General features: G+C 71.7%; 15 protein-coding genes. 4 read left to right on the top strand and 11 right to left on the bottom strand.

Features of this window, described 5'->3' with window-relative positions:
- The first annotated feature begins 135 nt into the window (after nt 1-135).
- Nucleotides 136-402: a 30S ribosomal protein S20 gene (gene rpsT / locus HNR22_RS12665; RefSeq protein ID WP_179780544.1), complete on the top strand. Its 267-nt coding sequence runs from the start codon at nt 136-138 to the stop codon at nt 400-402.
- Between the two features lie 252 nt (nt 403-654).
- Here the strand turns inward: rpsT and HNR22_RS12670 are convergent, their stop codons facing one another.
- The 4 genes from HNR22_RS12670 to HNR22_RS12685 all read right to left on the bottom strand — a co-directional run bounded on the left by HNR22_RS12670 (nt 655) and on the right by HNR22_RS12685 (nt 5,682).
- Nucleotides 655-1,077, bottom strand: coding sequence for a hypothetical protein (locus tag HNR22_RS12670; RefSeq protein WP_088949713.1), 423 nt, complete (start codon nt 1,075-1,077; stop codon nt 655-657).
- Entirely contained in the window at nt 1,074-2,066 is a 993-nt protein-coding gene (gene holA / locus HNR22_RS12675; RefSeq protein ID WP_179783529.1) for a DNA polymerase III subunit delta, read from the bottom strand. Before holA ends, HNR22_RS12670 begins: the two co-directional genes overlap by 4 nt.
- Nucleotides 2,067-2,389: 323 nt before the next feature.
- On the bottom strand, nt 2,390-4,789 hold the full coding sequence (locus tag HNR22_RS12680) for a ComEC/Rec2 family competence protein (protein WP_179783530.1): 2,400 nt from the start codon (nt 4,787-4,789) through the stop codon (nt 2,390-2,392).
- A 56-nt stretch (nt 4,790-4,845) separates the two neighbouring features.
- On the bottom strand, nt 4,846-5,682 hold the full coding sequence (locus tag HNR22_RS12685) for a helix-hairpin-helix domain-containing protein (RefSeq protein WP_179780545.1): 837 nt from the start codon (nt 5,680-5,682) through the stop codon (nt 4,846-4,848).
- Nucleotides 5,683-5,869: 187 nt separating this feature from the next.
- Here HNR22_RS12685 and hemC point away from each other — a divergent pair, with 187 nt between their 5' ends.
- Nucleotides 5,870-6,805: a hydroxymethylbilane synthase gene (gene hemC / locus HNR22_RS12690; RefSeq protein ID WP_179780546.1), complete on the top strand. Its 936-nt coding sequence runs from the start codon at nt 5,870-5,872 to the stop codon at nt 6,803-6,805.
- 37 nt (nt 6,806-6,842) lie between these two features.
- A complete protein-coding gene (locus tag HNR22_RS12695; protein ID WP_179780547.1) occupies nt 6,843-7,241 on the top strand; it encodes an integrase in 399 nt (132 codons plus the stop codon).
- Nucleotides 7,242-7,282: 41 nt separating this feature from the next.
- Here the strand turns inward: HNR22_RS12695 and HNR22_RS12700 are convergent, their stop codons facing one another.
- Both HNR22_RS12700 and HNR22_RS12705 read right to left on the bottom strand, forming a co-directional pair.
- Entirely contained in the window at nt 7,283-7,657 is a 375-nt protein-coding gene (locus HNR22_RS12700; RefSeq protein ID WP_112604312.1) for a VOC family protein, read from the bottom strand.
- A gap of 225 nt (nt 7,658-7,882) precedes the next feature.
- Nucleotides 7,883-8,089 (bottom strand): hypothetical protein, encoded by a 207-nt coding sequence (locus HNR22_RS12705; RefSeq protein ID WP_179780548.1) that lies wholly within the window; start codon nt 8,087-8,089, stop codon nt 7,883-7,885.
- A 250-nt stretch (nt 8,090-8,339) separates the two neighbouring features.
- Here HNR22_RS12705 and HNR22_RS12710 point away from each other — a divergent pair, with 250 nt between their 5' ends.
- Complete coding sequence (locus tag HNR22_RS12710) at nt 8,340-8,561, top strand: GntR family transcriptional regulator (protein WP_091409860.1); 222 nt, start codon at nt 8,340-8,342, stop codon at nt 8,559-8,561.
- Between the two features lie 30 nt (nt 8,562-8,591).
- Here HNR22_RS12710 and HNR22_RS12715 read toward each other — a convergent pair whose 3' ends face one another.
- The 5 genes from HNR22_RS12715 to nadD form a co-directional block, all read right to left on the bottom strand.
- Nucleotides 8,592-9,365: an SDR family NAD(P)-dependent oxidoreductase gene (locus HNR22_RS12715; protein WP_179780549.1), complete on the bottom strand. Its 774-nt coding sequence runs from the start codon at nt 9,363-9,365 to the stop codon at nt 8,592-8,594.
- 4 nt (nt 9,366-9,369) lie between these two features.
- Complete coding sequence (locus HNR22_RS12720; RefSeq protein ID WP_179780550.1) at nt 9,370-10,224, bottom strand: DegV family protein; 855 nt, start codon at nt 10,222-10,224, stop codon at nt 9,370-9,372.
- Nucleotides 10,225-10,272: 48 nt separating this feature from the next.
- Entirely contained in the window at nt 10,273-10,932 is a 660-nt protein-coding gene (locus HNR22_RS12725; RefSeq protein ID WP_179780551.1) for a histidine phosphatase family protein, read from the bottom strand.
- The gene (gene rsfS / locus HNR22_RS12730; protein WP_088949720.1) at nt 10,929-11,336 is read right to left on the bottom strand and encodes a ribosome silencing factor; all 408 of its coding nucleotides are present in this window, start codon (nt 11,334-11,336) and stop codon (nt 10,929-10,931) included. Before rsfS ends, HNR22_RS12725 begins: the two co-directional genes overlap by 4 nt.
- Nucleotides 11,337-11,446: 110 nt before the next feature.
- The gene (gene nadD, locus HNR22_RS12735; RefSeq protein WP_179780552.1) at nt 11,447-12,043 is read right to left on the bottom strand and encodes a nicotinate-nucleotide adenylyltransferase; all 597 of its coding nucleotides are present in this window, start codon (nt 12,041-12,043) and stop codon (nt 11,447-11,449) included.
- Nucleotides 12,044-13,157: the final 1,114 nt, after the last annotated feature.

The raw sequence follows: 13,157 nt of genomic DNA on the forward strand, positions 1-13,157 counted from the left end.
CCGTCCGCGCGAAGGCCGAGCCGTTTTGGCTCGTCCCGGGCGACCTGGTAACCTGGCTCTTCGCGCAGCGGTGACGCATGTTCGTCATCCAGCGCACAAGCTGACCAACCCGAGCTATCAAGACGAGGCTGTCGCGTGGCGAACATCAAGTCCCAGATCAAGCGCAACCGGCAGAACGAGAAGGCCCGGCTGCGCAACAAGTCGGTCAAGTCGTCGCTGAAGACCGCCGTCCGGAAGTTCAACGAGGCTGCCGAGGCCGGTGACGTCGAGAAGGCCACCGCGCTGATGCTGGACGCCTCTCGCAAGCTGGACAAGGCCGTCAGCAAGGGCGTGATCCACTCCAACCAGGCCGCGAACCGCAAGTCCGCGATCGCGAAGCGCGTGGGTGCGCTCTCCGCCTGACGACTCAACCGTCAGACCGATTCGGAAAGCCCCGGGCCCAGGCCCGGGGCTTCCGCGTGTCCGCAGGCAGGTGTCGTGCCCGCAGACCAGACGGCTCAATCTCACGGGCCGGCGCTCGATCCGCCGGGCGGCGCTGAGTCGGACGGGCTGACGCTCAACCCGCCGGGTCAGTGGTCGATCTGCTGAATCGCGCTGAGTCGGACGGGCCGGCGCTCGATCCGACCGACCAGCGCTCGATCCGGCGGGTCGCGCTCAGTCTGACGGGTCGGGGCGGCGGGCGGGCGGCACCGAATCCGCGGTGATCACCACGCCGGTGACGCTGTGCGAGATCCACTCCACCTGGGCTCGGCCGACCGCCGGCTCCATCTGCCGGCGGAAACGGTCCCGTTCCTGCTCGGGCACCAGCGCGGCGGAGCGGACCACGATCGCGGCCACCATGTCGTTGAGCTTGACCATGGCCGCCACCACGACGGGCAGCACCAGCACCGCCCACCAGGTGACCAGCTCGGCGAGGGCGAGCAGCACCGCCAGAGCGATGGTGCCCTCGAAGAAGAGGAAGCACAGCACGCCGCCGGGGTTGACGAACCGCAGGCCGAGGAGCCGGGCGTAGAGCGGCCGGTAACGCTCCTCGTCCACGGGGATGGTGGCCCAGGCCGGGCGGTTCGCCCCCGTCACCTGGCGCTGCCCTGCCGGGCCGCGGCGACGGAGAAGACCGCCCGCTCCAGGGCGTACGCCCGGTCGTCGGAGCCGCCCTTGACGGCCGCGTTGCACTCGGCGGCGACCTGCATGGCCCGGACCAGGCCCTCCGGCGTCCAACCACGCCCCTGCCGCTGCGCCCGCTCGATCTTCCACGCGGGCATCCCGAGGCTGCTGGCGAGCTGGTACGGGTTGCCCCGCCCAGCCGAGGCCACCCGGGCAACCGTGCGCACCCCGTCGGCCAGGGCGTCGGCGATGGGCACCGGGTCGACTCCGACGTGCAGGGCCCAGCGCAGTGCCTCCAGCGCCGCCGGCACGTCACCGACCATGGTGGCGTCCGCAACGGTGAAGCCGGTCACCTCGACCCTGCCGCGGTAGTAACGGGAGACCGTGTCGGCGCTGATCCGCCCGTCCGTGTCGGCGATCAGTTGGGAACAGGCGGCGGCCAGCTCGCGCAGGTCGTTGCCGACCGCCGCGATGAGCGCCTCGGCGGCGTCGTCGGTGCACTTTCCGCCAGCTCGGCGGATCTCGTCGCGGACGAAGGCCACCCTGTCGCGGTGCCCCTTCGGCCCTTTCGGCAGCTGGGCCACCGGCACGACAGTCGCACCGGCTGCGCGCAGCCCGTCGGCGAACGCCTTGCCCTTGGCGCCGCCCAGGTGCAGCACCAGCAGTTGGACGTCGGGGTCGGGGTTCTTCGCGTACGCGAGCAGTGCGGCGACCAGATCCTTGCGGGCGTCCTGACCGGAGCGCAGGATCAGCAGCCGCCGCCCACCGAACAGCGACGGGCTGAGCATCTCGGCGATCTCGCCAACGGTGAGTGCGCTGGCCTGGTATTCGCGGACGTCCGCCTCGGGGTCCACACCGCGAACCTTCGCGACAGCTTCGGTGACCGCGCGCGTGGCGAGCAGCTCCTCGTCACCGAGGACGAGCAGAATGGGGGCGAGGCTGGCGGGGGTCACGCCGCCCATATTCGCACGGCCCGGCTCGGGATCGTGCCTGCTCATTCGCTGCTTGATCGGCGCAGCCCGCACACAGCGCAAATCCAGACATACAGCTCAATTATTCGTTTAATCCGCAAGTCGCCCGCACTTCTTGATCCACGCCACCGCGTTCGCGATCTTCCGCCGGCGCCGATCTTGCAGTTTCGGTCGTCGACATGCCCGGAATGAACCCTATGCCGCAACAGAAGATGCAAGATCGCGGAGAAGATGCGGCTCGACTTCGTCGAGCATGGAGTTGTGGTGCCTGTTTTGGTGCTGTGCGGGCGACTCCGGACTGTCCGCCCGGGGGGTCAGGGCTGGCGGCCTGCGGGCACACCACGCCGGGCTACCGCCAGACCGTCACCCGTTCGGACCGCCGCCACGTCGCCGTCCGTGTCGGTACGCAGCACCCGCACGCCGCCCCTGCCCAGTTGGGCGAGCAGCCCCGGACTCGGGTGTCCGTAGGTGTTGCCCGTGCCCACCGGCACGAGCGCCACCGTCGGCCGCACCGCGTCGAGGAACCCCGGATCCTGGTACGCCGACCCGTGGTGCGCGACCTTCAACACGTCAGCCCGTAACTGGCCGGGTGCCGCCCGCGCCACCATCGCGTGCTGCTCCTCGGTCTCCGCGTCGCCGGCCAGCAGGATCCGTACCCCGGCCACCGTGGCACGCAGCACCAGCGAGTTGTTGTTCGGGTCGGACCTGGTCCCGGCCAGCGGGTACGGCGGGCCGAGCACCAGCAGGTCGACCCCGCCCACGGGATGACGGGCGCCGGCCGCTGTGGTCAGCAGCGCGGCCCGCCCGCCGGTGGCCGCCGCCCGAACCAGGTCCCGACCGCTCTCCGGGTCGGTGGACGACGGCGTCAGCACGGCACCCACCCGCCGCCCCCGGAACACCCCGGCCACGCCGCCCACGTGGTCAGCGTGGAAGTGGCTGATCACCAGCAGGGGCACCTCCCGTACGCCGAGCCGACGCAGGCAAGCGTCCACCGCACCCGGTTCCGGCCCGGCGTCCACCACCACGGCCCGGCCGGGGTCGACCGGAAGCACCAGCGCGTCGCCCTGCCCCACCGCGCAGGCCACCACCACCCACCCGGCGGGCGGCCAGCCGGCGGCCACCAGCCGAACCGGCAGGGCACCCAGCACGGCGGCAACCCCCACCACCGCCACCAGCCGGCGTACGAGTGGCCGGCGAACCGCGAGCAGCAACGCGACGGTCAGCCCGGTCAGCAGCAGGGCACCGGGAACCCCGCCCGGCCACGGCAGAGTGCCACCCGGCAGTCGAGCACCCTGGCGGGCGATGACCACCAGCCACCAGGCCGGCCAACTCGCCAGCCACGCGACGAACTCGGCACCGCCCGGCCAGATCGGCGACACCATGGCCGCCAGCACGCCCAGCACTGTCGCTGGCGCGATGGCCGGCACCGCCAGCAGGTTCGCCGGCACCGCCACCAGGCTCACAGTGCCGGAGATCCCGGCGACGACCGGACCGCAGGCGAGCTGGGCAGCCGCCGGCACGGCCAATGCCTCGGCCAGCCCAGGCGGGACTCCTCGCCGACGCAACCCGTCCCGCCAGCGCGGCGCGAGCAGCAACAGGCCACCGGTGGCCAGCACGGAGAGGGCGAACCCGGGGTCCCCGGCCAACTCGGGGTCGACGAGCACCAGCACTGTCACGGCGGCGGCCAGCGCGGGCAGCGCCGCCCGAGGTCGACCGGCGGCGAGCGCGGCCAGCCCGATCGCTCCCATCGTGGCGGCCCGTACGACGCTCGGCGACGGGCGGACCAGAATGACGAACCCCACGAGCGCCACCCCACACAGCGCGGCGGCGAGCCACGGACCGGCACGCGACCACCGGGCCAGCAACAACACAGCACCCACCACGATCGCGACGTTGGAGCCGGAGACCGCGTTGAGATGTGTCATCCCGGTGGCCTGGAAGTCCGCCTCGACGGCGGGTGGCAGCCGGCTGGTGTCGCCCACCACCAGACCGGGCAGCAGCCCGCCGGGGTCGTCGGGCAGCGGCGCGCAGGCCCGTTGCAGGCCGGTACGCAGCGTCCCGGCGGCGCGCTGCGCCCAGGACGGCGCGCCGTGCCGCTGCGGTGGATCGTTGGTGCTGAGCACCGCCGCGGTGAGGTCGCCGCCTCGCGGGACGCCGAGCCGGCCGTCGACGGTGAGGCGCTGCCCGGGCAACAGGCCCCGCCAGGCCGGGTCGGTCGCCAGGACGAGTAGCCGCACCGACGCGTGGATCCGTCGACCATCCGGGCCGGTGAGCCGGACCAGTTCGGTCGACACCAGCAGCATCCCCGGCCGCCCGGCGCTCCGGATCGGGCGCGGATCGTCCCGGACGACCAGGTCGGCGGTGATCGGAGCGCGTTGCTCGGCGAGGGCACGGATCGCCGGCGCGTCTCGAACGGCGAGCCGGGCGGCGGTGGCCGCACCACCACAGATCACACCGAGGCCGACCGCCACGGCGACCCACCCGTAGCGCCGCGCCATGGCTCGGGGACTGCCGAGGCGGCCGAGCAGGTGCACGGCACCAATTGCCGTCAGACCGGCCGCCGTACTCGCTACCAGCAGCGTGGTGCGGCTGCCGAGGTGCAGGCCGGCGAGCGCCGTGAGCCAGGCCGCCACGGCGAGCCCAGCCAGTCGCAGATCCGGCGGCTCGGACCGGGCCCGGCCAACGAGCGGCGTGCTCTGCGCCGGCCCAGCCAGCGGCGCGGGCTGAGCCCTACCGGCCGGCGAAGGGCCAGCGGCGACGGCGGACTCGCTCACACCGTCACCAGATCCTTGAGCTGTTCGTAACGGGCATCGCCGATCCCGTCGACCTGGCGTAGGTCGCCAACGGACTTGAACCCGCCGTGCTGGTCTCGGTGGGTGAGGATCCGTTGGGCGAGCACCGGCCCCACCCCGGGCAGCGCGTCGAGCTGTGCCAGCGTCGCGGTGTTGAGGTTCAGCGGCCCGGCGGCGGGTGCCGCACCGCCTGCGGCGGGCCCGGCCGCACCGCCCGGCACCGGCGGTGGCGTCACCCCGACCACTATCAGCTCGCCGTCGGTGACCTTGCGGGCGGGGTTGAGCAGCGCCACGTCGACCCCGGGCAGCGCGCCGCCGGCCGCCTGCACCGCGTCGGCGAGCCGGGACCCGGCCGGCAGGCGTACCAAACCGGGTTTTCGGACCTTGCCCGCGACCGCCACCACCACCTCGCCGGAGCTGGACACGCTGGGGTCACCCGCCGACGCGACCGGCGCGGCGTCGCTGGCCAGCGGGGCGACCGGCTCCGACTGCGGCCGCGCCTGCCAGGCCCAACCTGCCGCACCCACTACCACCACCACGGCGACCACCGCCAACGCCCGCACACCGCGCCGCCCAGGGTCGAACGCCCCGGGGCCGGGCAGCCGCGACTCGGACGGGACCGCAAGGCCGTCCGATGTCGGCTCCGAGACCAGCCCGGCGGGCTGGGGGGACAGCACGTCCACGGGCTGCAAGCCGACCAGGGACGACGGGGGTACGCCAGTGAGCGGCGCCTCCGGCCGGCGCGGCGGCGCGACAGCCGCCTCCGTCAGCCGGCGCAGGCGCTGGCGTACCTCTGTCTCCTCGTCGTGCGACACAGCGCGACGCTATGGCGGCGGCCGGGACGGTGGAGAGTGACGGCGTCATCCTGTGGACAACCATCGCCACTGTGGACAACGCCCTGATCATGCTCCGATCTGCTATGCGAGGGCCGAATTACGGCGCGCGGCCTGGGCGGCCGGTCTGGTCGCGGACGCCCGCAGCGAGCGGATTACCCTCGGCGGTATGTCCGACTCCCGCCTGCTGCGCATCGGCACCCGCAACTCTCCGATGGCGCTCGCCCAGGTCGAGCGGGTCCGCGCGATGCTCGCCGACCGGCACCCCGACGTCACAGTGGACGTGCTGTCGATGTCGACAAGCGGCGATCGGTGGCACGGTGACCTTGCCGCCCTGGGCGGCAAGGGAGCGTTCACCAAGGAGGTGGACGCGGCCCTGCTCGCCGGGGATGTGGACCTGGTGGTGCACTGCGTCAAGGACGTCCCCGGAGACCGCCCGGCGCCAGCCGGCACGGTGATGGCCGCCTACCTGGCCCGCGACGACGTCCGGGACTGCCTCGTGCACCCGGGCGGGCTGCGGATCGACCAACTGCCCCCCGGTACCCGGATTGGCACCTCCGCCGTCCGGCGGGTCGCCCAGCTGGCGCTGCACTGGCCGAACCTGGTGCCGGTGGCCATCCGGGGCAACGCGAACAGCAGGCTCGCCAAACTCGACGCCGGGGACAGGTACGACGCGCTGCTGCTCGCGTTCTCCGGGCTGGAGCGGATCGGACAGGCCGCCCGCATCACCCACCCGATCGACGTCGACACGATGGTCCCGGCCGTCGGCTCCGGCACCCTGGTCCTGCAATGCCGGGATGACGACACCAGCACCCGTGACCTGGCAGCCAGTCTCGGTGACCCACGGGCCTGGCGGGAGACCGTGGCGGAACGGACCATGCTGCACATCCTGCAGGGGAACTGTCACTCCCCCATCGCTGCGCTTGCCCGCACCGAACCCGACGGCCGCCTCGGCCTACGGGCGAGGGTGATCAGCCTCGACGGTAAGACAGTGCTCGATGTACACGAATGGGCGGCGGATCCGATCACCCTCGGGACCTCCGTCGCCGCCGCCCTGCTCCGACAGGGTGCCCGTGACCTCCTCGACCTGTCCACGCACGCCTGACCCGTCCGCCGATCTTGAAGGCAGGGAGGTGGCTCAGATGCGGGCTCGACTACGGCAGATTCACATCGACGGGCACACCTTCATGTGGCGCGCGGCGCTGCACAGCGTGCAGATCAACGGTTTCTACCGCCGGGCCGTCTACGTTCGCGCCTGGGGATCCGGCGGCAAGAGCAGCCAGAAGCTCGAAGCGGATCTGCTGTCGGCACCCGGGCCGTACGTTGTCGACAACGGCTACCCCACACCCGCGGACGTGCGGGAGGTCATCATCTGCGGCCTGAAGAGTGGTTGGCAGCCAGAGCAGCGGGGCGGAACGTTCGTGCTGTCCGACCGCGAGCATGGGGCCAACTTCGCGGCGTCGGGATTCCAGCTGACCAATCCCGTACGCCCGGGCGAGAGCGCGGATTCCACGACCCACGAGGCTCAGCAGCGAGGCTAACGGCCGGTGGGGCAACCGCGCCCGACCGGCCGTCGGGCCTGCTACAGGTACGGCCGGGTGATGATTTCGATCGCGTGTCCCGCCGGGTCGAAGAAGTAGAAGCCCCGCCCACCGTGCTCGGTGTTGGTCTCCCCCTCCCGCTTCAGCTGCGGGTCGGCCCAGTACGTGATGCCACGCCCCTCGACGAACGCCAGGCACCGCACGAACAGCTCGTCGTCGACGAGGAACGCGTAGTGCTGCATCTGGATGTCCACCGGCGGCTCGGCGAACTGGAGCAGCACACCCTCGTCCAGTTGGACGTTGGCGAACGGCCCCCACGATGGCGCCTCGGGTAGCTCGAACAACTCCCGGTAGAACGCGGCTGAGGCGCTCTTGTCCTTGCTGGCGATGATGGTGTGGTTGAACGTGACTGTCATCCGTGCCGTCTTCTTCCCGGTCGATCCGAAGACCCGACCGGAGGCCCACAGCGTTCACCCAGCCACGCAGATGACAAAGCCCCGCGGGCACCGACGCCCCGGATCCCGCACGAGGGACGCGCACATCGCGTCGATCTCGGCGTGGTGGCTGAAGTAGCCAGAACCTCCGGGGGGGTAGGCCCATCTGGGGCGCGCACGGAGGCTAACACAGCGGCGCGGGCAGGATCATTCACCGTTTCTGAAGATGACCGAGGCGACTTCCGCCGTGAGCGCCAACGCCCAGTCGAGTTGTCGGCACTCGCTGCGTCCTCGGCACTCCAGGCACCCGCCCGCCCGCCACGGCCGGTCGAGCGCCCGGGTCCAGTGAGCATCCAGCACCCTCTTGGCTATGAACAGTTCGGTCGCCGTGGACACCGGTTCATCGATTGGCATCTTTGGCGCCTCCGCGCGATCCGAAGTAGCCCGCCCTGAGGGCCAAAGCCTTGCGATGCGCTCCCTCAGGGCGGGCAGACCGGATACCTCGGGAGTGCTGAAGTCCAGGAGCACCCGGTCACTGTCTCACTGTATCCACTGTCTCACTGTAGTCAAGTTCTCACTATCTCCACTTTGCTGCGTTGCCGCCTTGTCTCGATCACGCCCGGGCTGGAAACATGATCTCCGCTGAAGTCCGGGAGAGCCGCTCATGCCGACGAGACCACCGCACTACCGCCGCGTTGCGGACGACATCGAGCAGAAGATCCGCTCAGGCGAATACTCGCCTGGCCAACAACTGCCGTCGGTGTCGGAGATCGGCGAGCTCTACAACGTGGCACGCTCAACGGCCTATCGAGCCGTCAAGGAACTGCACGAGCGGAACCTGATCTACGGTCAGCAGGGCCAGGGCGTCTTCGTCGCCGACAGTTAGCGTCGATCGCGGCGCGGCGTTCCGCAGACCTCAGCGGGTCTCTGGGTCGAGGCCGAGTACGGCCCGTCCGCCGTCCACCGGCAGCGTCACCCCGTTGACGAAGCTCGCCGCAGGTGACAGCAGGTACGCGACGGCCTCGGCCACCTCGTCGACCCGCCCGATGCGCCCCACCGGGTGCAGCCGGGTCAGCTCGGCGTCGATCCACTGGGCCTGGGAGGGTTCCTGCGCGGCCAAAAAGTCGGCGTGCCGCTCGGTGGCGATCGAGCCGAGCGCGACCGCGTTGGCACGGATGCCGTGCCTCCCGTACTCGACGGCCAGCGCCCGCGTCAGCCCCTCCACAGCGGCCTTCGCCGTCGCGTACGGCAAGGCACCTGACACCGGCCGGCGGGCCTGGTGCGACGAGACGTTGACGATCGCGCCGCCGGCGGCGCGGGCCAGGAACCGGCGCACGGCCACCGCAGCGCCCGCCACCGCCGGGCGTAGGTTCAGCTCGATCAGTTCCAGCACCGTGTCGGCCGAGGCGGAGTGCAGCGCGGCGTCGCGGAAGACCGCCGCGTTGTTCACCCAGCCGGACAGGGGCGCGGCCCGTTCGGCCAGCTCGGCGGCGTGCTCGGCAACCTGCTCGTCGGCGGCGTCGCCGATCACGGCGACGAGCCGGTCGGCAGCCGGGTGCCCGGTCAGCCAGTCGACCGCGTCCGCGTCGCGCTCCAGCACGACGACCGTGAGACCGGTCGCCACCAGGCGCTCCACCACGGCCCGGCCGACACCACGGCCGCCGCCGGTGACCACACAGGACGTCGCCATAGGCTCAGCCGGCCGGCCTGCGGTGAACGACCACGCTGGCCAGACCCGGGCCCGCGTGCGCGGCGACGACCGCACCCGCCTCGGAGACGTACGTGTCGTGCAGCCGGTCACCGAACCGCCCGGTCAGCGCGGCGAGCAACGCCTCGGCCCGCTGCGGCGCCGCCAGATGATGCACCCCGATGTCCACCTCGTCGTCCCCGGCCGCCTCGACGGCCAGATCCACGAGACGGGCCACTCCCCGGCTGGCGGTACGGACCTTCTCGCGCAGCACGATCGCCCCGTCCGGCATGTGCATGATCGGCTTGACGGACAGGGCGGTCCCCAGCAACGCCTCGGCGGCGTTGATCCGGCCGCCTCGGCGAAGGAACTCCAGCGTGTCGACGTAGAACCAGACGGTGGTGCGGGCGACGGCGGCGAGCGCGGCGTCGCGTACCCCGGTCAGGTCGGCGCCCGCCTGGGCGGCGGTGGCGGCCGCGATGGCCGGGAAGCCGAGCCCCATGCCCGTGGAGCGACTGTCCACGACCTCGACGCGGCCGTCGAAGTCGGCGGCGGCGAGCCGGGCCGCCTCCACCGTGCCGGACAGTGCGGCGGAGATGTGCACCGAGACGACGCCGTCGGCGCCGTCGTCGAGCAGTCGGCGGTACGTGCGGGCGAACTGCTCGGGTGCCGGCCGGGACGTGGTCGCGGTGACCCGCCGGGCGCTCAGCGCCAGGGTGGCGTCGGCCGGCTGGGTCTCCACCCCCTCCAGCCCCTCCGCGCCGTTGAGCACGACGGTCAACGGAACGACGGTCAGCCGGTGCGCCTGCACCAGCTCGGGCGGAAGGTAGGCGGTGGAGTCGATGACAACCGCGACGGGCATGCCCGGCACGCTAGCCGATCGAGAGGTCGAACGACGAGGCGGAAGCGTTCAGATCGCGTCAACGACGACCGGGGCGGTGACCAGGCCGACGTTGTGCGCCCGCAGCTGCCACCCCCGGACGTCCTGCGGACGCCCGACAGCCGGCGCGCGGTCGTCGTGCCGCAGCTCGCTCCAGTGGCAGTTGGCCAGCGAACCGATGGTGCGCAGCACGTTGGTGTCCCAACCGAGCAGGTGACCGATGCCCTGCCGGGAGCCACCACCGTGGGTGGCGATCACCACGGTGCCGCCCGGTGCCGAGTCGGCCGCCTCCCGCAACGCGGCGCCGACCCGCTCGCCGAGGTCGTGCAGAGGCTCCAGATCCGCGCCCGGATCGGGGTCGCCGGCCCGCCAGCGCGCGTACTCCTCGGGAAAGCGCTCGGCGACCTCGGTGAGGTGCAGACCCTGCCACTGACCGAAGTGCCGCTCACGCAGCCGGGCGTCAGAGCGCACCGGAAGCCCCGTCAGCGCGGCGAGCGCGCCAGCGGTCTCCGCGGCGCGGCTCAGGTCGCTCGACACGATCGCGTCGGGCCGCAGCGCCGCGAGCAGCGGGGCGGCGGCGCGGGCCTGGTCGCGGCCCAGCTCATTCAGGGGTACGTCGGTCTGCCCCTGCACGCGGTTGGCGGCGTTCCAGTCGGTGTTGCCGTGCCGCCAGACGATCAGCCGGGTCATTCTGCTGCGGCGGACCCGCTGGCGTCGGCCTCGACCAGGTCGCGGTCGACGAACGGGATGGTGGGGCAGTCCTTCCAGAGCCGGTCGAGCGCGTAGAACTCGCGCTCCTCGGTGTGCTGGACGTGCACCACGATGTCCACGTAGTCGAGCAGCACCCAACGGCCGCCACGCTCGCCCTCGCGCCGCACCGGCTTCGCCTTCTCCGGCAGCTCCAGCAGACTCGCCTCGATCGCGTCGACGATGGCCAGCACCTGACGCTCGTTGGGGGCGGCAGCGAGCACGAACGCGTCGGTGATGGCGAGCTGGTCGCCGACGTCGATGATCGTGATGTCCTGCGCCTTCTTGTCGGCAGCGGCCTGGGCAGCCGCGATAGCCAGCTCGTGAGCGCGTTCGGAAACTGTCACCGTTCTCCTTAGATCAAGCGTGCGATCCTCCAAGCGTCTCATACCCGGCGACGCCCCGACCGGTCAGTTCTGGTCGGTTAAGCGCACAGACCGGGCCATACCAGGCGTGATCAGCCCTGATAGAGGCGCCGCTTGGCGATGTACTGCACCACACCGTCGGGCACCAGATACCAGACCGGCTCACCCCGGGCGACCCGAGCGCGGCAGTCGGTCGACGAGATGGACATCGCTGGCACCTGGATCAGGCTGACGGTGTCCGCCGGAAGGTGCTTGTCGGTCAACTGGAAGCCGGGCCGGGTCACCCCGATGAAGTGGGCCAGCTCGAAGATCTCGTCCAGGTCCTTCCACGACAGGATGCGTTGCAGCGCGTCCGCGCCGGTGATGAAGAACAGCTGCACCTTGGGGCCGTACTCGGCCTGAAGATCACGCAGGGTGTCGACCGTGTAGGTGGGGCCACTGCGGTCGATGTCGACCCGGCTGACCTGGAAGCGGGGGTTGGAGGCGGTGGCGATGACCGTCATCAGGTACCGGTCCTCGGCTGGGCTGACCGGCTCATCAGCCTTCTGCCACGGCTGACCGGTGGGGACGAAAACCACCTCGTCCAGACCGAACCGGTCCGCCACCTCACTGGCCGCGACGAGGTGCCCGTGGTGGATCGGGTCGAAGGTGCCACCCATGATCCCGATCCGCCGGATGTCTTCCTCCACCCCGTGATCGTAGGCCGGACGTCGCGGCGCTCCGTTGCCGCCCGGTATCGGGCGCACGTCAGCCCACCGGATGGCAGCCTGCCGGGCAGACGATTCGCCCCGGCGGCGCGGCGGTCACCTCGGGCTTCACGCTGATCAACCCCGACACGCCAGGGCGATCAACTCGGCCGGCCGGTGATCGACTCGGCCCGGCGTGGTGATCAATTCGGCGTGACGTGATGATCGACTCGGCGTGACGTGGTGATCGACTCGGCATGACAGGGTGATCGACTCGGCATGACAGGGTGATCGACTCGGCTTTCTGGAAATCGGGGTGTCACGCCGGCCCGAACACCCCGACTTCATGAAAACCGAGTCGATCACCGTGCGAGAGGGCGCGAGCGGGGCGCGGAGCGGTGCGGCGGAGCACAGTCAGGCGCACCGAGCGCGGGTCACCGCACCGGCGTCCAGGGCGTCCGGAGGCGCCGCGCGGTGATCGACTCGGCTTCCTGAAAAACGCGGCGTCGCACCGGCCCGAACACCCCGACTTCATGAAAACCGAGTCGATCACCACGCGAGAGGGCGCGAGCGGGGCGCGGAGCGCGGTCGGCGAAGCAAGTCGGCAGCGAGCGTTCGCGGTACATCGGGTGCGGTTCTGGCAGACGTGGTGCGGGGTTACCACGCCGTCGGTCGCGGGGCATCCGGCGGCCGCGCGGTGATCGACTTGATGGCACCGCGCGGTGATCGACTCGGCTTTCTGGAAATCGGGGTGTCCGGTACGGCGTGACACCCCGATTTTCAGAAAACGGAGTCGATCACGCCGCAGGCGGCGCAGAGCGGGCTCAGCGCGCTCAGCACGGAGGGCGAGTCGTCGCGCGGGCGGGCCTCGCGGCGGGTCGCCGCATGGGGGCACACCACGAGGCAACCGCACGAGGTCGCCGCACCGGGGGGTCGCCGCACCCGGGGGGTCCCCGCACCCGGGGGGTCCCCGCACCCGGGGGGTCCCCGCACCGGGGGTCGCCGCACCCGGGGGGTCCCCGCACCGGGGGGTCCGCCGCACCCCGGGGGTCCCCGCACCGGGGGGTCCGCCGCACCCCGGGGGTCCCCGCACCGGGGGTCGCCGCACGGGGTCGCC

Origin of the sequence: Micromonospora jinlongensis (genome assembly GCF_013410645.1) — a bacterium.
Lineage (GTDB): Bacteria > Actinomycetota > Actinomycetes > Mycobacteriales > Micromonosporaceae > Micromonospora > Micromonospora zamorensis.

Bases quoted from the DNA above. Each gene is read 5' to 3' on its own strand.
- holA (WP_179783529.1), bottom strand. From the start codon at position 2,066: ATGGGCGGCGTGACCCCCGCCAGCCTCGCCCCCATTCTGCTCGTCCTC.
- hemC (WP_179780546.1), top strand. From the start codon at position 5,870: ATGTCCGACTCCCGCCTGCTGCGCATCGGCACCCGCAACTCTCCGATG.
- HNR22_RS12695 (WP_179780547.1), top strand. From the start codon at position 6,843: ATGCGGGCTCGACTACGGCAGATTCACATCGACGGGCACACCTTCATG.
- HNR22_RS12700 (WP_112604312.1), bottom strand. From the start codon at position 7,657: ATGACAGTCACGTTCAACCACACCATCATCGCCAGCAAGGACAAGAGC.
- HNR22_RS12705 (WP_179780548.1), bottom strand. From the start codon at position 8,089: ATGCCAATCGATGAACCGGTGTCCACGGCGACCGAACTGTTCATAGCC.
- HNR22_RS12710 (WP_091409860.1), top strand. From the start codon at position 8,340: ATGCCGACGAGACCACCGCACTACCGCCGCGTTGCGGACGACATCGAG.
- HNR22_RS12715 (WP_179780549.1), bottom strand. From the start codon at position 9,365: ATGGCGACGTCCTGTGTGGTCACCGGCGGCGGCCGTGGTGTCGGCCGG.
- HNR22_RS12720 (WP_179780550.1), bottom strand. From the start codon at position 10,224: ATGCCCGTCGCGGTTGTCATCGACTCCACCGCCTACCTTCCGCCCGAG.
- HNR22_RS12725 (WP_179780551.1), bottom strand. From the start codon at position 10,932: ATGACCCGGCTGATCGTCTGGCGGCACGGCAACACCGACTGGAACGCC.